The organism is Paenibacillus sp. 203 (assembly GCF_037027525.1).
GTDB classification, from domain to species: Bacteria; Bacillota; Bacilli; order Paenibacillales; family Paenibacillaceae; genus Paenibacillus; species Paenibacillus polymyxa_B.
Window position 1 is genome coordinate 430,181 of record NZ_JAXCHD010000004.1, and the last position, 20,219, is coordinate 450,399.

General features: G+C 43.6%; 23 protein-coding genes and 1 tRNA gene. 18 read left to right on the forward strand and 6 right to left on the reverse strand.

Annotated elements, in window-relative coordinates; translation table 11 throughout:
• Positions 1-175 precede the first annotated feature (175 nt).
• The 8 genes from WA407_RS11420 to WA407_RS11455 all read left to right on the forward strand — a co-directional run bounded on the left by WA407_RS11420 (position 176) and on the right by WA407_RS11455 (position 6,775).
• Positions 176-733, forward strand: coding sequence for an SMI1/KNR4 family protein (locus tag WA407_RS11420; protein WP_336077396.1), 558 nt, complete (start codon positions 176-178; stop codon positions 731-733).
• 250 nt (positions 734-983) lie between these two features.
• A complete protein-coding gene (locus tag WA407_RS11425) occupies positions 984-1,697 on the forward strand; it encodes an HAD family hydrolase (protein ID WP_254327673.1) in 714 nt (237 codons plus the stop codon).
• Positions 1,694-2,281: a GNAT family N-acetyltransferase gene (locus WA407_RS11430; RefSeq protein WP_254327674.1), complete on the forward strand. Its 588-nt coding sequence runs from the start codon at positions 1,694-1,696 to the stop codon at positions 2,279-2,281. The genes WA407_RS11425 and WA407_RS11430 overlap by 4 nt, the downstream gene beginning before the upstream one ends.
• Before the next feature lie 222 nt (positions 2,282-2,503).
• Positions 2,504-2,986: a ribosomal maturation YjgA family protein gene (locus tag WA407_RS11435; protein WP_165176205.1), complete on the forward strand. Its 483-nt coding sequence runs from the start codon at positions 2,504-2,506 to the stop codon at positions 2,984-2,986.
• 60 nt (positions 2,987-3,046) lie between these two features.
• Positions 3,047-4,258, forward strand: a complete 1,212-nt coding sequence (locus WA407_RS11440; RefSeq protein WP_254327982.1) for a rhamnogalacturonan acetylesterase — start codon at positions 3,047-3,049, stop codon at positions 4,256-4,258.
• Between the two features lie 115 nt (positions 4,259-4,373).
• Positions 4,374-5,318 (forward strand): class I SAM-dependent methyltransferase, encoded by a 945-nt coding sequence (locus WA407_RS11445; protein WP_250261989.1) that lies wholly within the window; start codon positions 4,374-4,376, stop codon positions 5,316-5,318.
• 309 nt (positions 5,319-5,627) lie between these two features.
• The gene (locus WA407_RS11450; RefSeq protein ID WP_250261988.1) at positions 5,628-6,185 is read left to right on the forward strand and encodes a hypothetical protein; all 558 of its coding nucleotides are present in this window, start codon (positions 5,628-5,630) and stop codon (positions 6,183-6,185) included.
• Between the two features lie 29 nt (positions 6,186-6,214).
• Positions 6,215-6,775, forward strand: coding sequence for a GNAT family N-acetyltransferase (locus WA407_RS11455; protein WP_254327677.1), 561 nt, complete (start codon positions 6,215-6,217; stop codon positions 6,773-6,775).
• Between the two features lie 2 nt (positions 6,776-6,777).
• On the opposite strand, the gene WA407_RS11460 is transcribed toward WA407_RS11455, so the two are convergent.
• Both WA407_RS11460 and WA407_RS11465 read right to left on the reverse strand, forming a co-directional pair.
• A complete protein-coding gene (locus tag WA407_RS11460; protein WP_254327678.1) occupies positions 6,778-7,119 on the reverse strand; it encodes a GIY-YIG nuclease family protein in 342 nt (113 codons plus the stop codon).
• A gap of 33 nt (positions 7,120-7,152) precedes the next feature.
• On the reverse strand, positions 7,153-7,911 hold the full coding sequence (locus WA407_RS11465) for a DUF2087 domain-containing protein (RefSeq protein ID WP_336077397.1): 759 nt from the start codon (positions 7,909-7,911) through the stop codon (positions 7,153-7,155).
• A gap of 208 nt (positions 7,912-8,119) precedes the next feature.
• Between WA407_RS11465 and WA407_RS11470 the strand changes: the two genes are divergently transcribed.
• The 5 genes from WA407_RS11470 to WA407_RS11485 all read left to right on the forward strand — a co-directional run bounded on the left by WA407_RS11470 (position 8,120) and on the right by WA407_RS11485 (position 10,522).
• On the forward strand, positions 8,120-8,608 hold the full coding sequence (locus WA407_RS11470) for a HEAT repeat domain-containing protein (RefSeq protein ID WP_336077398.1): 489 nt from the start codon (positions 8,120-8,122) through the stop codon (positions 8,606-8,608).
• 162 nt (positions 8,609-8,770) lie between these two features.
• Positions 8,771-9,304 carry a hypothetical protein gene (locus WA407_RS11475; RefSeq protein WP_336077399.1) on the forward strand — a complete coding sequence of 178 codons (534 nt, stop codon included), beginning with the start codon at positions 8,771-8,773 and terminating at the stop codon, positions 9,302-9,304.
• Between the two features lie 58 nt (positions 9,305-9,362).
• On the forward strand, positions 9,363-9,593 hold the full coding sequence (locus tag WA407_RS11480) for a hypothetical protein (RefSeq protein ID WP_235307861.1): 231 nt from the start codon (positions 9,363-9,365) through the stop codon (positions 9,591-9,593).
• Positions 9,594-9,722: 129 nt separating this feature from the next.
• Complete coding sequence (locus WA407_RS26750; protein WP_235307862.1) at positions 9,723-9,935, forward strand: hypothetical protein; 213 nt, start codon at positions 9,723-9,725, stop codon at positions 9,933-9,935.
• 29 nt (positions 9,936-9,964) lie between these two features.
• A complete protein-coding gene (locus WA407_RS11485; RefSeq protein ID WP_235307863.1) occupies positions 9,965-10,522 on the forward strand; it encodes a hypothetical protein in 558 nt (185 codons plus the stop codon).
• Positions 10,523-10,627: 105 nt separating this feature from the next.
• Here WA407_RS11485 and WA407_RS11490 read toward each other — a convergent pair whose 3' ends face one another.
• Complete coding sequence (locus tag WA407_RS11490) at positions 10,628-10,849, reverse strand: helix-turn-helix domain-containing protein (RefSeq protein WP_235307864.1); 222 nt, start codon at positions 10,847-10,849, stop codon at positions 10,628-10,630.
• Positions 10,850-11,193: 344 nt separating this feature from the next.
• Between WA407_RS11490 and WA407_RS11495 the strand changes: the two genes are divergently transcribed.
• On the forward strand, positions 11,194-11,598 hold the full coding sequence (locus tag WA407_RS11495) for a hypothetical protein (protein ID WP_235307865.1): 405 nt from the start codon (positions 11,194-11,196) through the stop codon (positions 11,596-11,598).
• A 42-nt stretch (positions 11,599-11,640) separates the two neighbouring features.
• Here WA407_RS11495 and WA407_RS11500 read toward each other — a convergent pair whose 3' ends face one another.
• The gene (locus tag WA407_RS11500) at positions 11,641-11,946 is read right to left on the reverse strand and encodes a hypothetical protein (protein ID WP_076158061.1); all 306 of its coding nucleotides are present in this window, start codon (positions 11,944-11,946) and stop codon (positions 11,641-11,643) included.
• Between the two features lie 165 nt (positions 11,947-12,111).
• Between WA407_RS11500 and WA407_RS11505 the strand changes: the two genes are divergently transcribed.
• A tRNA-Pro gene (locus WA407_RS11505) sits at positions 12,112-12,185 on the forward strand.
• 245 nt (positions 12,186-12,430) lie between these two features.
• On the opposite strand, the gene WA407_RS11510 is transcribed toward WA407_RS11505, so the two are convergent.
• Entirely contained in the window at positions 12,431-13,702 is a 1,272-nt protein-coding gene (locus tag WA407_RS11510; protein ID WP_235307866.1) for an MFS transporter, read from the reverse strand.
• A gap of 523 nt (positions 13,703-14,225) precedes the next feature.
• Here WA407_RS11510 and WA407_RS11515 point away from each other — a divergent pair.
• From WA407_RS11515 to WA407_RS11525, 3 genes are all read left to right on the forward strand, one after another.
• Positions 14,226-17,117 (forward strand): 2-oxoglutarate dehydrogenase E1 component, encoded by a 2,892-nt coding sequence (locus WA407_RS11515; RefSeq protein ID WP_250267858.1) that lies wholly within the window; start codon positions 14,226-14,228, stop codon positions 17,115-17,117.
• A 5-nt stretch (positions 17,118-17,122) separates the two neighbouring features.
• Positions 17,123-18,421: a 2-oxoglutarate dehydrogenase complex dihydrolipoyllysine-residue succinyltransferase gene (gene odhB, locus WA407_RS11520; RefSeq protein WP_235307869.1), complete on the forward strand. Its 1,299-nt coding sequence runs from the start codon at positions 17,123-17,125 to the stop codon at positions 18,419-18,421.
• Between the two features lie 139 nt (positions 18,422-18,560).
• Positions 18,561-19,091 (forward strand): YfiT family bacillithiol transferase, encoded by a 531-nt coding sequence (locus WA407_RS11525; protein WP_336077400.1) that lies wholly within the window; start codon positions 18,561-18,563, stop codon positions 19,089-19,091.
• Positions 19,092-19,186: 95 nt separating this feature from the next.
• On the opposite strand, the gene WA407_RS11530 is transcribed toward WA407_RS11525, so the two are convergent.
• Positions 19,187-20,194, reverse strand: a complete 1,008-nt coding sequence (locus tag WA407_RS11530) for an alpha/beta fold hydrolase (protein ID WP_235307870.1) — start codon at positions 20,192-20,194, stop codon at positions 19,187-19,189.
• Positions 20,195-20,219 lie beyond the last annotated feature (25 nt).

A 20,219-nucleotide genomic window follows, 5' to 3' on the forward strand; every position in this document is an offset into this window, starting at 1 on the left:
CCTAAGGGGATGATATGAAATGTGAAACCCCTATGAAAATAGCAGACAGCATACGCAGGAACGAGGGGATATTTTATGGAAGGCTCGCGCCGTGTTGGTGAAGTTGAAGTTACAAGGCTGGTAGGCCTCTTGACCAATCCGGTCAACTAGCTAGCTGCTGAGGAGTCGATAAGAGATGGATATCGCTTATATCATAGATTTATTACGTAAACACGATGTGACCTTAGCTCCAGGCTTATCCATGCAAGAGGTTACCGATGTCGAAGGCAGGTATGATATTCATTTCCCGCCCGATTTGAGGGAGCTTCTGATGAGTGTTCTTCCCATCGGTAAAAGCATTATCCCTTGGAGAGATACGTCACCACAGCGGATGGGTGTAATTCGGCAAAGGTTGAATTGGCCGCTGGAAGGTATGATTTTTGATGTGGAGCAACATATATTCTGGCCTCCCGAATGGGGCGAAAAACCGACAGATTCGGCGGAAGCCGTTGATATATGTAAACGTGAGATTTTACGTGTGCCCAAGCTAATCCCGATCAACGGACATCGATATATCCCAGAGCAGCCATCTGAAGAAGGAAATCCGGTATTTTCAGTGTATCAAACGGATATTATCGTGTATGGGGAATGTTTGCAGGAGTATTTCAAGCTGGAATTTGGAGAGAAGCCTTATGAACAAATTGATTTTAATGCCGTAAAAAAGGTGCGATTTTGGAGCAACTTTTGTGAGTGAGTGTCAGGAAGATGAATAAGTCGAAACGAAGAAAGGGGAGCATGATGTGAAGGTGGAGCAGGATTTGGAAGAAATCAAAGAAAGGTTGACCCAGATCGAGACCAAACTGGAACAAAAGTCGACCTCCAAGAGAATCTTGAAGTACATGATCATCATTTTCTTGTCTATTTTTTTTCTTTTATTTCTAATAGGAATTATTCAATTTGTTTCAACCTAATCGGTGCAAGAGGATGAAGGAAGGGAGTTATTTATGTCCATAGAAGCGATTATTTTTGATCTGGATAATACTCTTATTCATCGTAAACAGGCGTTTGCGGCATATACAGAGCGCTTTATAGAACGATTTATTGTGGCAGAAGAACCTGCGATCCGCGCGGCTGTCGTTGAACGGATACGTTTGGCGGATCAGGACGGATATCGGGATAAGAGGGAACTGTATACCGAGCTGCACGCAGACTTGGAACTGAAAAATCCCGATACGTCAGTACAAGAGATGTTGGGCTTTTGGTATGGTGAATTTCATAAGTTTACGGTGTTGATGGACGGGGCCAAGGAAGTGCTGTCCGAACTGCGGTCGCGTGGCTTGAAGCTTGGTATTATTACCAACGGCTCACTCCGTACGCAGCAAGCGAAAATCGACCGAGTTATGCTGAGGGATTATGTGGATTCTATTATCGTATCGGGCGGCGTCAACATCCAGAAGCCTAATCCTCGAATTTTCGAGTTGGCTCTGAATGAGCTGGGCATTGTCGATCCCGGCCATGCCTGCTATGTAGGCGATCACCCGACAAATGATATTCGTGGTGCACAAAGTGCAGGATTGCATACCATCTGGCTGGAAGGCTTTATGACGTGGCAGGAAACGGGCATTGTACCGGACTATCAGATTGGGAGTTTGCGTGAAATCACAGGTTGGCTGGATCGTCGCAGTTATTCAACGAATAAGGAGGAGGGTGCATCATGAGTATGGAGCAGCAAACGAATCCCATTCTCTTATCGTTCCCTGACCAATTCCAGACGGAACGATTGACCATACGTGCCCCGCAGTGGGGGGATGGGGCGGCTGTCAATGAGGCGATGCGAGAGAGTGCGAATGAACTGCGGCCTTGGCTTCCGTTTGCAAGAAATCTTCCTACGGCAGAGGAATCTGAAATCCGTTCGCGCCAAGCCAGACTTAAATTTCTGGATCGGTCTGATATGATGTTGTATATATTTGATACGGTTTCGGGAGAATTTGTAGCCAGCAGCGGTCTGCATCGTATTGATTGGGATGCACGAAGATTTGAAATTGGGTATTGGCTCAGAACATCATGGACCGGAAAAGGCATTATCACAGAGGCCGTGCACGGTATTACGAATTTTGCCATACAGCATTTGAATGCCAATCGGGTGGAGATTCGTTGTGATTCCAGAAACACACGCAGCGCCAAGGTAGCGGAACGTGCAGGTTTTACACTGGAGGGGATTTTAAGAAACGTCGAGTATGATGAAGAGGGAAGCATGGCACACGAAATGGTTTTTGCCAAGGTGCGTGGTATTGAATTCTAGTATCCTCACATGAACAGTTTGGAAGTTGCTGATGGTTTGTACGATATTACGGAGGCTCATTATGATTAATTATATTATGAAAAATACAGACAAGTTAGTGTGCATACAATATGTCATCAGCAAAAGGTTCAGCAATCTTGCAAGCGCTATCCAAGAGAGGATGCTTTACGAATTTCCAGCAGCTTGGCGAAGATGTCCCAGCATTAGGACAGGTGATTTAGCATGAGGAGCGTTCGTAAGAGCATCATCAGGAAGGCCAATCGGGAAATAAAGGCGAAATTCCGCTGGAAGGCCCGCGCTGCGTACCTAATTGCTGTGCTGGTCACGATTTTGTTGGGTTTGGGAAGCCGGGTTTTCTCCTCCCAGTTGCCTGAATTCGTTGCTAATCACTTTGGGGATGCTTTGTGGGCGTGCATGATTTATTTTGGGCTGAGAATGTTGTGGGTGAATCGTCAATTGTCTGTAGCCCTGTGGGGCAGCTTGCTGTTTTGCTTCGCTATTGAGTTCAGCCAGATGTACCAGGCTCCCTGGATTAACCACATTCGGGCAACGACGCTGGGTGGCTTGGTGCTTGGGAAAGGGTTTCTGACCGCGGATCTGATCAGGTACACGGTTGGCATTGTGGTATCCTGGGCGCTGGATCAAGGCTGTCAAAAGCTGGCGGGGAGCAATACACGTAGAGACAATGACAAACCACTCAAATAACCTGAAAAGCGAGGGTTGCGCTTGAAACAAAAGGGAAAGCGTCACAGGTTGTTCGGTAAGATGATTGGATTATGCGCAGGATTCAGCTTGTTGTTTGCAACCATACTTATCCCAGGGCAGGCACTGGCCGAAAGACAGCTTGCGGCGCCTCTTCGTTTCGACTTTGGCCCAGGGAACGTAGCTGACGGCTACACCCAAGTGACTGCCAAGGATGTTTACACGCCTGAGCGAGGCTATGGATTTACCGATCTTTCCAAGGTGGATGAAGAGGATCGTGGTGGAAGTGATGCTATACGCTCAGATTTTGTTCGTGTTCAAGGATCATCATTTGTTGTCAATTTACCACCTGCGGATTACACGCTTTCCCTTATTGCCGGAGATACTGCCGGAAACACAGACATTACGGTTAAAGCCGAGTCCATTGTCAAGGTAGAACCTACTACCAAAACAGCAGGACAATTTGTCGAGGCTGGATTTGAACTTGCACTCATCGACGGTCAGCTCGAATTGTATTTCTCAGGTAATGAAGCGAAGATTAACGCTTTGGTTATTACTCCAAAGGATGCTCGAACGGCTGGAGAACGCCCTTCGGTATATCTTGCGGGAGATTCTACGGTTCAAACCTATAAATCCGCGATGAAGCCTCAAGCGGGCTGGGGGCAAATGATTGCTCCGTTCTTCACAGATGAGCCTATTTTTGTGAACCGTTCTATTGGTGGACGAAGCACGAAAACCTTTCTGGTACAAGGGCGATTAGATGATATTTTACGCAATATCCGACCAGGAGATTATCTGCTCATTCAGTTTGGACATAATGATGCCGCGATCAACAATCAAGAGCGTTATGTTTCACCCGCGGATTACAAAGTTTACTTAAAAACCTACATCCAAGGAGCCGTACAACGCGGTGCAACACCTGTGCTAATTACTCCTGTTGGCCGCCGGGATTATGATGCGGCAAGTGCCTCGTTTCGGATTAGTTTCCCGGAATATGTGCAGGCCATGAAGGAAACAGCATCGGAGACAAATGTTGCACTGGTCGATCTTAGCCGCTTGAGTGTAGCATACTATGATACACTTGGCCTCGAAGGAACACTCCCGTTATTTTTACATGTGGAGCCAGGGGTGTATCCTGCATTTCCTGATGGAGTGAAGGATGATACACATTTTCAGGAATACGGTGCGGAGCAAATAGCTCGGCTGGTAGCTCAGGGAATACGTGAGCTGAACATTCCTTTATCCTCTTATGTACAGGCGGAAGGTTCGCAATAAAACATTATTTCCATAGTCATGGTATACTTAGAAAATAAGCTGGCCCTACCCAAAGATAGCATTGCTTAGGCTTGGGTAGGGCTTTAATGTTCTGGATCTTAAGGAGGAAGCGAGAATGACAGTCGCTCAACTTCATAATCTTATTAACGGTCAACTCCTGTACAATCAGCATCGGAGTTTATTTTATATGCGCGAGGGTTCTGTTCTGTTAGGACCTTCAACAGAAATGACGTACTGGCTGACGCAGAGAAGCTCGGAGCTGATCCTCATGCTTCAAAGCTTGAAGCGCCAGCATACGTATAACGCTTTTGTGACGGATGTAGCGGCTAAAATACTGTCCCAGTTTGTAAATACCAATCAGTATCTACATTTTCACACAGATCATGCGAGGGAGCTTACGGAGCTGTATGATCGACTCTTCACTCGGATTGAAAAGTTGTTCCAGAAGAAATCTATAGATAGAGCAATCCTGGACTTGCTGCTTCAGCAGCATTACGGACATTTGAGAGATTTTTTAACTCGTACCAATGGACGTGAAATGTTTGCTAAGTATGCAGAGTGTGAGTATACCTTTTGGATACCTTGTGAGGAATATACGCCGGAGTTGCAAGCTAATCTACTAGGATTGGACATTGCTCGTTTACAAGAGCCTGTTCTAGATGTTGGTTGCGGATCTGAGGCACGGTTAATTACTTATTTACGTGCCTGTGGAATTGAGGCTTACGGAACAGATCGGCTGGCTGAAACAGAAGGTTGTGTCACTCGAGGAGATTGGTTAGAGACCACCTTTGGAGAAAGTGCATGGGGGACGATCATTTCACATATGGCATTCTCCAATCATTTTATACATCATCATCTGAAGGCAGATGGTAATATTCATGAGTACGCTCGCAAATATATGGAATTGCTCAGAGCCATTCGGCCAGGAGGGAGTTTTATTTACAGTCCGTGCCTTCCGTTTATGGAAGAGCTTTTGGATGCCCGAATGGGTTATCAAGTAGAGTATATCCAGTCATCTGAAGGATACAGGGCCACGAAAATAACGCGTGTACATTCATAAGCGCGAGTAGTAGTCCATTCATTTGTCAGATTCATTCTTGGAATGGTAGTATAAGGATAGATATTACTCTATTTGGGATTCTGTTAATGATAAAGATTCTCATGAAGCTAATTAGACACCATTAGAGGATGATCATTAGCTGTATGGCTGCACTGAATAATAATAATTAGCTTACGGATAACGGAATTTTCAGGAAAGATTAAATCATATTTTCCTAAAAGCCGATATATGGGAATGAGGCGAGAACATACTGTTATTATACCCGCCCGAAAATGGAAGTATATAATTTGGGTTAGGAGAGTAGAAGAAGTGTCAGATCTGTATACGAAAAAAGAAGTAGAAGATTATGTAACGAACGTGGTTTTCGAACGACCTTTAGGTGTAAGCATTTCAGCCATTTTATTGATCTTTAATGGGGCACTTCTGTTGGTGACCCAGCTATTGACGCTTAATGCATTAAATGAGGCTTCTACGTTAGTAGGCATTTGTAGGGGCATGTTTCAAGGATTTATCGCGTTACTCGGTTTGGCAGGGACGACTGCCGGTGTCGGTATGTTATTTGGCAAGAAGTGGGCTTGGTGGCTGGCAGTATTTTATTTTACATATGAGACCATGCGTTATACGTGTGCAATTCTGTTTATTCCGGATGTCCCTCCAACGTTGGGCGGTGTACAGCTAAACCCTGCTCTATACTACGTAAAATATGGTATGCGTATTATTTGGAATTTGTTGTTTACGTTGTTCATGTGTCGTAGTAAAGTCACAGGTTTTTTTCAAACAAGTGGAATCCACAAGTGGAGAGCATGTATTGTATTATTCTTCATAAATGGAGTGATGGTTGGGATTGGCTGGTGGCTGATAAGATAGGTTCTTCGATGTGAAGAAGGAGATGGATAATGTCAATGGAAACGTTTCCGATTTTAGAAACCGATAGGCTTCGTTTAAGGCAGCTTACAGTAGGGGATGCGGCGGATGTGTTCGGCTATTTTTCCAAGGATGAGGTCACACAATATTATGACTTGGAAAGCTTTACAGAGGTAGAGCAAGCCGAAAAATTTATTCGTTCGATGCTAACCAGATATGAGAAGCAAGAGGGCTTTCGTTGGGGGATTACGTTAAAAGAAGCTCCTGAGCGGATCGTGGGTACAATTGGATTCCATAACTGGCACAAGGAGCACTCCCGTATTGAAATTGGGTATGAGCTGGCACCGGAATATTGGCGGCAAGGTCTGATGACAGAAGCGATGAAGGTGGTCGTGAATTATGGCTTTCAATTGCCGCAGGTTCACCGTATAGAAGCCTTCATTGATCCAGATAACGAAGGCTCCAGACGGCTACTGCTCAAAAGTGGCTTTACTAAAGAAGGTCACCTGAGAGACTATTTTTATGAAAAAGGTCAGTTTGTCGACGCTGTTATTTTTGGCTACCTTCGGAAGGAGTTTTCCGTGGATCGGTAAGTTTACAAATATCCCTTGTCTCCGTATGGCTGGAGTCGATCAAGCCAGGTCTGCTCCAGCTTTATCAGTGCATCTTTGACATCAAAGAACGCTGAGTCCTTTTTCTTCAAAACGTCCAGCACTTCAAATTCAAACGAATCTTCGCCATACTCATTCCATTCCTGTTGCAGTTGTTTATTCTTAAATCCACCCATGTTCAGCTCAAAACGCCGTCCATTCAGCGACTTTAAATTCGGCGTGGAAGAGACGAAAATTTTCCCATTACGTGTATTGCGAATGCAATAGATTCCTGCCTCTGTCTTCATCTCCATGTACTGCTGCACCAATTCTTTTCTTCGATTCATTGTCGAATCCTCCTATTGTATAAACGTTGAGCTTCAAGATTCCTTCAACCAATATTCACTGCCATCCGGCTTACGATCCAATAGATTGTATTCAATCATATATCTTCGCACCGTGACATAATCGTCATATACTTCCTGTAAAATCGCATTGATATCTTTCTCATGATATATTTGTCCCTTTACAAAACGGCCCGCAATTTCACGCAGCACAATCAGCTTGTGCTTTTCTTGCATTTTAAAGGTCTTTAGGCGTCCGTCTGTCCCATTCGGAAAATACTTCGTGAGTACCTTTTGCCGCTCGTTTTCCGTAATGTTGTAGCGTTCGTCCACCATCCGTGCTTGTACTGGTACTTCTACAATGGCGGGAGCGTGACTGTCTTTCTCCTTTAGCAGCTCCATTAATGTGAGAAATACCTTGGCCTGTCGTTCTTTTTCTTTGAGACCAAAGCGATGATTACGTATGGTAGATGCGCTACCGATTCCAGTTTCCTTTTGAATATCCGCATCGCCCATGCCTTGATAAAATAACTGAAGCAACCGATTCTGATGATCCGTCAGTCCAGTCAGCTTTTTGTCCAGACCGATCAAATAGTCAAAGACCGAACCGTACGTCCGCTCAATATGAAGTCGCATGTACCTCTCCGCGTCATAAAATACCCCTTGATCCTGATATATGATGCCTTGCTCAAATCGCTGTCCGTCCAGCAGGCAAATTACCTGTTCTTCTTGGCGAATATATCCTCGCTTCAGTTCTTCAATTCCAGTATTCCAGAATAGTTCGGAATGATCCATTTTAGCAAACACCTCAATTAAATGATGATTATTTTATAGACAATATAACATTTTGTTTACTTTAAATCAATGAGTGGATATTTATTTAGGGTCTCAACAATGTTCGCTATATACAAAAGAGACATCGGATTGTTATCATATGTAAATTATTGAATTGCATTAAGGCTGGATAGTTGCTATATATTGTAATAAGGTGGGTTGGTAAACTATGAACAAAATGCGATTAGAAGAAGTCATAGAAAGTGGAGATTTAAAGGAAGCGGTAAGGATTATAGAGGAGATAGGTGAAAAGCTGGACCATACATTCACTCCAATATTATTGAGATATTTGGCAACGACAGATAGTGTATTGCTAAGAAATGTAATCGCCATTACGTTAGCTGATCTAGGAGACCGTGAAGCGGTGTTGCCTCTTATCGACTTGTTAAGAAATCCAAAGACCAAGGGGAATAGAGGAACACTGTTATATGCTTTAGAATTTTTTGACGTATCTACTCATGTTGTGGCGCTGGTAGATTTACTGGATGATACCTTTGAAGCGAGTAGACAATCTTATCAACTGATAAGTACCGTACAAGATAAAATTACTAAGGCGCAAAAGGACATATGTAGACAAAAGATAAGAAGAAAGCTAGCCGATTATAAAAACAAATATAAGCGTGACTTTTTGCTGGAATCTTTAGAGCTTTTTACATGATTCTTTTATTAGAGAGGTTTGGTTGGAGTGGTAAAAAAAACTGTTTTATTCGTGATCATCATTGTAATTGCATATACAGTTGTATCCATTACAACAGGAAGTCCGATAGAAAGAGTCCAATTTCGGAGTAACGTTACTGACTACCTACATAAAACGTACACTATGAACTGGAAAATTGATTCAGTTGATTATGATTTTAAGAATGATAAATTTATAGCAAATGTGATCTCTGACTCAGGAATTTCTTTTTTGGTGGAAGAAGACTATTATAGGCAAATGATGGATAACTATGCCTCTTCTGTGTGGAGGGATGAGCTAAAGACGGCAGTGGCCCAAAAAGTAAAGCAAGTTACAGGATCAGATGCAGAAGTCATCATAAATGTTTCTCATATGGGGCGGGATGCTTTAACCTACCATGACGAGGTTCCAAGCTATTCTAAGGTTAGTCAAAAACTCTCCTCAGAAGCTTCAATTTGTATTAAAGGTAACTTTTCAGCCACTCATTATCTTCAAGAGATGTTGGAAATAAAGCAGTGGATTGTTGAAAAGAAGTATGATGCTTCGTTAACGTTTAAGTCTGAGAAGGGGAAAATTTATTTTGCAATACCTGCAGAAGATCTAAAGAAAATAAAAAGTGTAGAGGATCTCAATCCTTATCGGCTTCAAAATAATTGGTTATTCTACCCAAGAAGCTAAAAGTGATGCCTTAAAATGCTACATTCCTTAAAATTATTGTGAGGAGGTATGATATAAAATGAGGCCGAGATTTGCTGTCATTGACGATGAAAGTGGGCTCACAGTTGGTTATTGTAGAGATGTGGTTGGTTTAGCGGGTGATATCATTGTCGAAACATATGAAAAGATCATTTTTGAGCAATTTGTATTTAACGAAGAATTCATAGAAAACATAACGAAGTTAAAACAATCTATATACAACTTGTACATTGCTATTTTAAATGATGAAGAAACAGTGATCTGCATCTAATCATTTTGCCAGACTGGATAAACGAGGAGAAGTCTACACCTTGGACGGTGAATACATATCTGATTTTACAACATTTTTCATAGCACTGGTGAAGCGATTAATGGGCCCGGAGGGTACTATGGATTTAGCTTGGACAGTATATCGGACTGTCTCTGTGGAGGTTTTGGGACAGTAGGACCGTTCACGATCCATTGGAAAAACGTACATTATTTCTTGGAAAGATTCGAGGAAGAATGGGATCAAGAAGAGAGAGGTTATAGATTTTTACCACAGCAATATTTTACGGAGCATCTAACGATCTTAGTATCAGGTGGTGTTACCGTGAATTTTTCTTCGAATTAAGATAGCAAAGCATGAAGGGAATTTTTAAAATGGAATATAAATTAATGCAACCACCTTTTGTCATGAAAGAATACTCTGAAATGAGTAAAAACGAAGCAAAAGAACATTTTAATTGGTTTAAACGACAAATACCTTCACGTTTAGAGCAACTTGGCGCATTTTCACAGATACATCTGGATTATAGTGATCGTTCGCTTATAGACATTTGGGAATGGTATCTAAGAAATGTACAGATTCAAAATAAAAGTGCTTCGGAATTAGAAGAGGAGCATTCAGAAACTGAAGAATGGTTGAAGGGCTATATATATGATAAAAAACTTGATACAAAGTCTCAAGCTTTTACACTGGATATTGCCATTTATCTAGGAGAGGTTGTAAAAAGTAATCATAGTGGATTGGACTGGGGAGTTGTTTTTAAACCTAAGTCGTATGTTAGCGTAAATCGTCCTGTTATCACTGGTTTGACTAGGCAAAAAGATATGGATGTGATCATGATCGTAACGAATAAAATGTTTGCAGTATTAAAGGGACAACGTAACCTTAATGCATTATTTGATATTTATCATCCATGGGAAGAGTTTATTTGAAATCGCTAATAGGAATGGTTTAACGATGATCGAAATCATTTGAATGGGAAGATCGGTAAAAAAGTATTTTGGAGATTATACAAAGAACAGAGGGCCGTAAGCATGTTAACGGCTCTCTTCGTCGTCTTCTGGCAAGTATTCGATCAGTTCACCAGGGAGTACGCCAAGGGTTCTACAAAGTGTGTTCAAGGTTGGAAAGTCAATTCGGGCGTTTGCGTTGGAGGCCAAAGCTTTAATCGTATTCCTATTAATTCCCGTAATAGAAACAATATCTTTCTGTTCGAGTCCACGGTCCTTCATAATTTTATCAAGAGAAAATCTAATCATAACAATTCCTCCAAAAAGTAATCAAGTAAACTAGTTGACATGTATGAAATATAAGTGTATATTTGTAATTAAGTAATCTAGTTAACAAGATTATAAGTAAACTAAGTTGATGCCTTCATAGTATCAAAATGCTTTAAATTTAGCAACAGTCACTATTTTGATAATCCTAAAACAATTAATGCGTGAGGAGGCTTAAAAATCGTATAGAAGTTTCCTTATAAAATTCATATAACAACGTTATATAATAATTTTGAGCGGTTTTTAAAATGGATAAATTGTAATACAGGTTAATATTTCATCGAACTAAGCTGTGATAAATGAACAAAGGAATGGAGCGAGGATGTATGACAGAATGGGTAATGGGATTGGAACGGGTATCCATGATTCAGGGGCCATATGATTTACCTCATATGTATGAGATATGCGAGGGGATTCTGTATGACCATCAATATTTCTTTTACCTCGAAAATGGCATACTGTGTTTGCGCCATGTGAAGAAGGTGGAGCAATCATATCATACGCATCTTTACCTAGATGGAGAGAGCGGAGGCTTGCAACTGGCAGAGGGTGTACAAGGGGAAGTTATGCAAGTTGTTACGGAGATCATCGAACGCTTACGCGCTAAGGATGGACTGACATTTTTATTCGATGAACTGCTGTGGCTACATGGGAGGGGCCCCATTGAATTAAACCTTTTCAATAAGAAGGATGAAGTGACCCCGAGTGGCAGACAACTTGCTACGAAATAAATGATTCTTATGCTCTATATCATGGAACTTGTAGAAAAAAAATTATGATTTCAGTGAATGTACCAGTTGTTGACTGATAAAAATGAGCGGATACCGAATCAATATGGTCAATTCCACTACAACAGCATCACCAGAGGGAGTAAATCCAAAATCACCTCCCAATAATATGTTTTGCTGCTGCTTTGATGAAGGAAATTCCGGTTCATCCAAGCCATATTGTTCTTTGATTCTCTCTTTCGTTTCATGATCTATGACAAGGTTATCCTGTGCAAAGGTATAGAAGATAGGAACACTTAACTGTATTAAAAGAAGTAATGCAACGGGTATAAGCACTTTTTTGCTTTGCATGGTTAGCTCCTATGATCTCTGTTTTTGACCTCTTAACTTTTGTATCTACCATAATGAAAACAACTTAAAAATGCAACGGAAGGATGAGAAAATAATCCCTTTACAGGATTTTATGACCAGAATATAATGGTAAATAACAGCATCGATCTACATACACTTGGTTATCGGGGTATAGCGCAGCTAGGTAGCGCGCACCCTTGGGGTGGGTGAGGTCGTGGGTTCGAATCCCGCTACTCCGATTTCAATCAAAATGTCCTGTTGATGCAGCTAATGCGTCTGCCGGGCGTTTTTTTTGAATATTACATACCCTATCGGTCTATGTATCTACTGGGTTGTGACGAGCTAGTCGTATGCAACCAACGTATGTACTTGTGGAGCATTTGAGAGGAGATATGATGAAGCCACCTCTGCACTGGATTCGGAGGCAGAAGTGGCAACTCAACAATGCTGGCGGAATGGTCTGCTGTTTGACTTTTTTATTTGACTATAAAGATTCCTGAAGGGTCTTGGAAGAAGTGCTGTAATCAGCATAACGGGGAAGCACAATAGTGTAGTATATTCCTACAATAACGGTACAGACCCCAACTAATAAAAACAAGAGCTCAATTGAAATAAATGAAGGAAAGCTTATAGCAATGAAACCTAATGTAAGAGATTGGGACAGCATCATTAACGGATTAATCAAGCCTTGCACACGTCCCATCATTTGAGGATCTACAATACGAGGAAGCCATCCTCCTATGCCAATGTTAATGAACGGAAGTATCAGTGCAATGACAAAGTTGATAATCAGAAAAGCGTAGATGTGGTCAACAAATCCTAGTATGCACATACCTATTCCGGCTACCAGAACTCCCGCTGCAATCATTTGGTGTAGCTTTAGCTTGGCGGAGATGAGAGAAGCGATTAGGGTACCAAGCAACACACCAGCTCCAAAAATAATACCTGTCCATACCATATAATGCTCATAGTTGCCTGGAGCTAGCTTATATTTAAGAATAAACATCGGTAAAACGCTAAAACCACCATTTAAAATACCGAACATAAAAAAGCCTGAAACCAACCAAAGCAATAGTCTGTTGCGTAATATGTAAAGAAACCCTTGTTTAAAATCGATCATGACAAGTTTGAATTTTAATTGTTTGAAATGATGTGCCCCGTTCGGAAGGCGTACTTCCTTTGGAATTTTGCAGGAACGAATAAGCAGAGCAGACACAATAAAAGAAATCGCATCAATTAGGATGGCTCCAGTAATTCCAAAGTGCCAGTAGACGACAGCCCCCAGAGTTCCTCCAAATAACATGAAAAGACTCCCCATCATTTGATTGAGGCCTGCGGCAATGGTGTAATCATCTTCGCTTAATATCCCCTGTATAATGGCACTTTCGGCTGGGAAGAAGAATTTGGAGGCAGCACTACGAATGAAGAGGAGGGCAAATATCAAAGGAATCGAATCGACCCAAATAAAAATAAGCAAACATAAGGATAAAAAAGCGCTGATCCAGTCACAATTAACAGCAATTTTTTGTCTGTCCATCCGATCTGCCAGCACTCCAACCACGAGAAATACTACCAGCATCGGGAGCGAATACATTAACTCGGCAAGCGTTGCATAGTATGGCTGATTTGTAAACCGCTTCAACAAATAAAACATGAATGCAGTAACCCCGATAATTCCTCCCATTTGTGAGGCGAAGGTTGCCAGAAAAAACCTGACATAATTCTTGTTTCTGAGTACTTGTTTTAATCCAGTCACAGTTCCATCCCTTTCGCTTTCAAAGCGGTTTTTAGATGCCTAATTAAAATAATAGTGAAAAGTAGGAATATTGTACAGAAAAGTGACTTTAATGTCACTTTAAGTTTGAATTTGCATCGTATCGGACCCTCTGCCTTTTAAATTCTGCTGTTAACGATAATCATAGTGAGGTGGACTGGGAAGTTATTTTCAAAATGGTTTGGCGTAGTATGAGGAGCAATATAAACTTAAATAACCAGCCGACGGTTGATATCCAACGGCTGGTTATTTAAGTTGCCAGGTGTTTGATTACAGATTAGCCCGATTCATCTCATTTACGCATGGATATGTTGAGAAAAAGGAAATGCTCCTAGCTAGAAAACTTTATACAATGGAAGAGGAATAAGAATTGTGAAATTCGACTTTTGATGAAGGATTTCATATAATGTGAGCATATTGTGAACAACTTAAATTGAAGACTTAATAAAAAATGAAAATGATTTCCGTCCAGCTATGAATTTCAAAATTTGACGGAGGGAACGAGATGACAATGGAAGAGAGCAGCAGACAGGTACCTTGGCAGGCGTATTATGGACCTAATCTAGGTTATGTGCAGGATCAGTATGAAAAGTATGTAGCGGACCCCGGAACGGTTGATCCGGCTTACCGCGAGCTGTTTGATCAATGGGGTGAGCCGCCACAATCCGAATATTCGGCTGCTTCCATGATAGACAACAAATTGCAAGGCCCCCCCACAAGTGCTTTGGGGCACCTTGATTCAAACACATTACAGAAAGCGGTTACAGCGGGGAAAATGGTGTGGAATATCCGTGAGTACGGACATTTAGCCGCCCAAATCGATCCGCTGGAACTGGATGCAGAGCAGGATACACGCTTGCTTAATCCAGCATCTTACGGTTTAACTGAACAAGACTTGAAGGCTTTTCCAGCCTCTTTAATATGGGATAACGCTCCTGCGGGAACACTTAACGGATGGGAAGCCATTCAACGGTTACGTGTAGCATACACAGGTCCGATTGCCTATGAATTTAGTCATATTCATAACGAGGAGGAACGCCGCTGGCTGAACAGCTATGCAGAATCTGGCTGGTCCTCCAAGCCACTTACAACACAGGAACGCAAGTCGTTGCTAGGCAGATTGGTAGAAGTAGAACAGTTCGAAGAGTTTTTGCATAAAACATTCGTCGGACAGAAACGTTTTTCCATCGAGGGTAATGATGTGCTTGTCCCTGTTCTCGACGAGATTATTCGTCTAACGACAAATGCAGGAGCAAGTCATGTCCTGATGGGTATGGCGCATCGCGGCCGTTTGAATGTACTGGCTCATGTGCTGGGCAAGCCTTACAGTAAAATTTTCTCTGAATTTCATCATTCGCCGAATAAGGATTTGATCCCGTCAGAAGGTTCCACAGGAATTAACTACGGCTGGACTGGCGATGTGAAATATCATCTGGGTGCTGATCGTTTTGTAAAAGATGGGGAAGCAGTGCAGGCCCGTCTGACATTGGCGAATAACCCGAGTCACCTGGAATATGTAAATCCGGTAGTACAAGGATTTTCACGAGCTGCACAGGAAGATCGCAGTGAGGCTGGTTATCCGAAGCTGGATGTGAGCAAGGCAGCTACAATTATTATGCATGGTGATGCGGCTTTCCCAGGTGAAGGTATCGTGGCAGAATCACTTAATTTCACAAATTTGCGTGGCTTCCGTAATGGCGGCACGGTCCATATTATTGTGAATAATCGTTTGGGTTTTACGACAGAGAGTGTCGATTCACGTTCGACCCGTTATGCCAGTGATTTGGCTAAAGGCTATGAAATTCCAATTGTACATGTGAACGCGGATAATCCTGAAGCCTGCATTGCAGCGGCACGTATGGCTGGTGAATATCGCAATCGTTTCAAGAAGGATTTTTTGATTGATCTGATTGGTTACCGTCGTTATGGTCACAATGAATCCGATGACCCGGAAACAACACAACCGCTGGTATACCGTAAGGTGAAGAATCATCCGACGGTGAGCAAATTATATGCTCAAAAGCTGATGAAGCAGGGTATAGTGGATGAAGCGTTTAGTGCCGGTCTCATTGAAAAGGTCCAAAACAGACTGAAGGAAGCGCATGAGCATGTGAAGAATCAACCGGAACAAGAGCCGGAAATGAGTCCTGTGAAGGCGAAAAAGAATCAGAATTCTATGGTACGTACTGCAGTGGAATTGAAAAAGCTGCGCCAAATCAATGAAAACTTACTCAAATGGCCACAGGCTTTTCATGTATATCCGAAGCTGGATCGAATTTTACAGCGTAGAAAAACCGCTCTGAACGAAGGGGAAAAGGTAGATTGGAGCTTGGCGGAGACGCTGGCTTTGGCCACCATTCTTGCAGACGGCAAGCCTATTCGTATGACAGGTCAGGATGCGGAGCGGGCTACATTTGCTCACCGTAACCTTGTGCTGCATGAGCCTGAAACAGGCCGTACACATTGCCCGTTGCATACATTGCCGGAAGCACGTGCTTCATTCAGTATTCATAACAGTCCATTGTCTGAGGCATCTGTCCTCGGCTTTGAATATGGCTATAACGTGTATTCTCCTGAAACGTTAGTGATTTGGGAAGCACAATTCGGCGATTTTGCTAACTGTGCACAGGTTATTTTTGACCAATTCATCTCCGCGGGCCGTGCCAAATGGAGACAGAAATCGAGTCTGGTGATGCTGTTACCGCATGGTAGCGAAGGACAAGGACCAGAGCATACAAGCGCACGTCTGGAGCGTTTTCTCCAGTTGTCCGCACAAAATAACTGGACTGTCGCTAATTTGAGCAGTGCCTCACAGTATTTCCATCTGCTACGCCGTCAGGCTGCATTAAGCGAAAGTGAGGAAGCCCGCCCGCTTGTGATGATGTCGCCGAAGAGCCTGATTCGTAATAATCGTGTCGCTTCGCCTGCTTCTGAATTCAGCGAAGGAGCATTCCGTCCTGTGTTGGAACAGCCTGGTCTGGGTGCACGTCCGGATCGTGTAGAGCGCATTGTACTGTGCAGTGGCAAGATTGCCATCGATCTCGAAGAAGCATTGGAAAAGGATAAGAATGAGGCAGAAGAGCGTCTGCATATTATTCGTGTGGAGCAGCTATACCCTTTCCCGGAAGAGGAAATTCGGAATATTTTCGGCCGCTTCCCGCATGTTAAGGAGTTCGTATGGGCTCAGGAAGAACCTAAAAATATGGGGGCGTGGAGTTACATTGAACCTCGTCTGCGGAATGTAGTGCCACAGGGAGCGGAAATTCGTTACGCAGGCAGACCAGATCGTTCAAGCCCGGCCAGCGGTTATCAGCAAGTACACAGCCTAGAACAACAGCGAATTATTCAATCGGCGTTGAAGCAGGATTCCAAAAACAATATTACACTTGGGAGGTAGCGGCTGTGAGCGATATTATAGTGCCAGCAATGGGAGAATCCATCACGGAAGGAACAATCTCCAAATGGCTTGTGAAGGAAGGGGATTCCGTAGGACAGGGAGATGTTCTACTGGAGCTGGAAACCGATAAGGTCAATCTGGAAATTAGTGCGGAAGAAGCAGGTGTGGTCCAGAAAATCCTTCGTCAGGAGGGAGATACTGTGGTCATCGGTGAAGCTGTTGGCTTGATCGGAAGCGGCAGTGGTGGTGCGGAATCAACCGGTGCTGGAGAAGTTGCAGCGACTCAAGCGCCTGAAGTACCGTCCGTAGCGACTTCACCGTCTTCCGTAGGAGGCGGCGTTAAAGCAGAAGAAAAGTCTGCACCGCCTATTTCATCGAATGGCGAAGGGAATGGCCAGACGGCATCACCATCCGCCCGGAAGTTGGCGCGTGAGCGCGGGATTGATCTTGAGCAGGTACAGGGAAAGGACCCGCTCGGACGTGTTTTCCAGGAGGACGTAAAAACGCATAACAGCTCTGAAGTGTCACGTGCAGCATCTGTACCTGCGTCTCCCGCTACTAGCAAGCCTGCGCCTCCGTCTCCAGCACAAACGGAGTACAGCAAGCCTGTGGAACGCCAGCGGATGTCTCGGCGCAGAGCGACGATCGCTAAGCGTCTTGTTGAAGCACAGCAAACAGCTGCCATGCTCACCACTTTTAATGAAGTGGATATGACCGCCATTCTCGATGTGCGTAAACGCCGTAAAGATAAGTTTAAGGAAAAACATGATGTAGGCTTGGGTTTTATGTCCTTCTTTACAAAGGCAGTGGTTGGTGCACTCAAGCGCTTCCCTACCGTGAATGCAGAGATTAATGGCGATGATATCGTACTGAAAAAATACTATGATATCGGGATCGCTGTATCTGCCAAGGAAGGTTTGGTCGTGCCAGTTGTACGAGATGCTGATCGTCTTGGCTTTGCTGAGATCGAGAAAAGTATTGCAGATTTGGCTGGCAAAGCACGCTCCAATTCGCTTTCTCTGGCCGACTTGCAAGGAGGAACGTTTACTATAACCAATGGAGGTATTTTCGGCTCCCTGCTGTCTACGCCAATTCTCAATACGCCGCAAGTGGGTATTTTGGGAATGCATAAGATCCAACTTCGCCCGATTGCCATCGACGAGGAACGCATGGAAAATCGTCCAATGATGTATATCGCGTTGTCCTACGATCACCGGATTATTGATGGTAGTGAGGCGGTTCGTTTTCTGGTAACGGTCAAAGAATTGCTGGAAGATCCGGAATCATTGTTACTCGAAGGATAAAATAAATCGGGCAAGTGTATCTCCTCTTTACGTGTATGACACAAGCAGACTCTTGCGAGTCTGCTTTTTTTCCTGCATAGTTATAACATAAGGCAACTGACATTACAGGCAGTAGATGTAGAGAAGGGCGGGAACTGTTTTGGACAAAGACTTGCGCTATCCGATAGGATCATTCGTTGTTCCAGATACCATTACAAAAGAACAGCTTATCGTATGGATTCACGACATTGCTGAATTGCCTGCACAGCTGCGTCAGGCGGTCGAAGGGCTGAATGAGCAGCAGCTCAATACGCCTTATCGCGAAGGGGGCTGGACGATTCGGCAGGTAGTTCATCATGTGGCAGATAGCCATATGAACAGCTATATCCGTTTTAAGCTGGCACTGACGGAGGATACGCCGACGATCAAGCCATATGATGAGGGGCGTTGGGCCGAAATACCAGACGCCAGGGAGCTTCCACTTGAACCTTCGTTGCAATTGCTGGAAGGACTGCATGAACGGTGGGTGACCGTGTTACGATCGTTGGGAGAGGATCAGCTACACCGAACATTTATTCATCCTGAATCGGGCCAGACGATCCGCCTGGAACGAAACATCGGCATCTATGCCTGGCATGGCAAGCATCACACAGCTCATATTACTTCCCTGAGAGAACGGAATGCATGGTGATTATTAAAACTATATCCAAATGAATATAAGGGAATAAAAAAGAAACCTTCAATCCCACTTTAATCGTGGTTTTAAAGGTTTCTTTTCTTATTTCTTCACAAGGTTGATGACTTGGGCGAGGTTGAATGTCCAGGTGCCTCGGAGTCTCCAGACAATGCGGAAACAGAGGTCACCCCTGTGTTAACATGACGGTCGAGCCAGTCCACGATGTCACTCATCACCTCGTCGCGGTTTGTTTCATGAAGCATCTCATGGCGACCGTCAGGATAGAGGCGATATTCGATGTCCTGAAGCTCTAGGCTTCGATACATTTCCACTAGTGATAACACACCTTTACCGAACAAACCCACTGGATCACGATCCCCGGCAAAAATATAGACTGGCAGTTTGGGATTGATGTGTTTCAGCGAGGAAGGCCAGTGGATTTCTTGTAATAGCCTGAAAAAATCCAGAAAAAAGCCTGTCGTACATATAGCTCCACATAATGGGTCGTGCACAAATTGATCTACTTCCTCAGGATCACGGGACAGCCAGTCGAACGCCGTACGCACCGGACGAAAGGCACGATTAAAGCCGCCAAAGACCATAGCGTTGAGCAGCATGCTGCGATGATCCATTCCTTGCAACTTGGCTTGCAGTAGAGCAACTTGCTCTCCGAGTTTTAGGAGACCACGTCGTCCGTTGGTTCCCGATAAAATAAACCCGTGATACGTTTGCCGATCATCATACATAATTTTCTGGGTTAAAAAGGACCCCATGCTGTGACCCAGCAAAAAACGAGACTGATCAGGGAATTCCTTAGCTGCAATTTCGCCTAGCTCCAGCATGCCGTTTGCCATTCGATTAAACGCATTAGCTCCCGGCATACCCAGCTTATCAGGATCACCAGCCGTGCGCCCGTGACCGATATGATCGTTGGCATAAACGCCATAACCGCAAGCAGTAAGTTTTTCGGCCAGTCGGATGTAGCGATAGGACGTCTCACACATACCATGCGAAATTTGGACAATCCCCTTAATGGGCAAATTCTGATCAGGCAGCCAGCGGTAGGCAAAAAGCTCTGTTCCGTCATTTTCAGCGATGGTGAAGGTGTATTCCCGCATAATTAGACATCACATCCTTTAAGCT

Coding starts and splice junctions, on each gene's coding strand:
- WA407_RS11420 (WP_336077396.1), top strand. CDS start 176: ATGGATATCGCTTATATCATAGATTTATTACGTAAACACGATGTGACC.
- WA407_RS11425 (WP_254327673.1), top strand. CDS start 984: ATGTCCATAGAAGCGATTATTTTTGATCTGGATAATACTCTTATTCAT.
- WA407_RS11430 (WP_254327674.1), top strand. CDS start 1,694: ATGAGTATGGAGCAGCAAACGAATCCCATTCTCTTATCGTTCCCTGAC.
- WA407_RS11435 (WP_165176205.1), top strand. CDS start 2,504: ATGAGGAGCGTTCGTAAGAGCATCATCAGGAAGGCCAATCGGGAAATA.
- WA407_RS11440 (WP_254327982.1), top strand. CDS start 3,047: ATGATTGGATTATGCGCAGGATTCAGCTTGTTGTTTGCAACCATACTT.
- WA407_RS11445 (WP_250261989.1), top strand. CDS start 4,374: ATGACAGTCGCTCAACTTCATAATCTTATTAACGGTCAACTCCTGTAC.
- WA407_RS11455 (WP_254327677.1), top strand. CDS start 6,215: ATGTCAATGGAAACGTTTCCGATTTTAGAAACCGATAGGCTTCGTTTA.
- WA407_RS11460 (WP_254327678.1), bottom strand. CDS start 7,119: ATGAATCGAAGAAAAGAATTGGTGCAGCAGTACATGGAGATGAAGACA.
- WA407_RS11465 (WP_336077397.1), bottom strand. CDS start 7,911: ATGGATCATTCCGAACTATTCTGGAATACTGGAATTGAAGAACTGAAG.
- WA407_RS11470 (WP_336077398.1), top strand. CDS start 8,120: ATGAACAAAATGCGATTAGAAGAAGTCATAGAAAGTGGAGATTTAAAG.
- WA407_RS11475 (WP_336077399.1), top strand. CDS start 8,771: ATGAACTGGAAAATTGATTCAGTTGATTATGATTTTAAGAATGATAAA.
- WA407_RS11480 (WP_235307861.1), top strand. CDS start 9,363: ATGAGGCCGAGATTTGCTGTCATTGACGATGAAAGTGGGCTCACAGTT.
- WA407_RS11485 (WP_235307863.1), top strand. CDS start 9,965: ATGGAATATAAATTAATGCAACCACCTTTTGTCATGAAAGAATACTCT.
- WA407_RS11490 (WP_235307864.1), bottom strand. CDS start 10,849: ATGATTAGATTTTCTCTTGATAAAATTATGAAGGACCGTGGACTCGAA.
- WA407_RS11495 (WP_235307865.1), top strand. CDS start 11,194: ATGACAGAATGGGTAATGGGATTGGAACGGGTATCCATGATTCAGGGG.
- WA407_RS11500 (WP_076158061.1), bottom strand. CDS start 11,946: ATGCAAAGCAAAAAAGTGCTTATACCCGTTGCATTACTTCTTTTAATA.
- WA407_RS11515 (WP_250267858.1), top strand. CDS start 14,226: ATGACAATGGAAGAGAGCAGCAGACAGGTACCTTGGCAGGCGTATTAT.
- WA407_RS11530 (WP_235307870.1), bottom strand. CDS start 20,194: ATGCGGGAATACACCTTCACCATCGCTGAAAATGACGGAACAGAGCTT.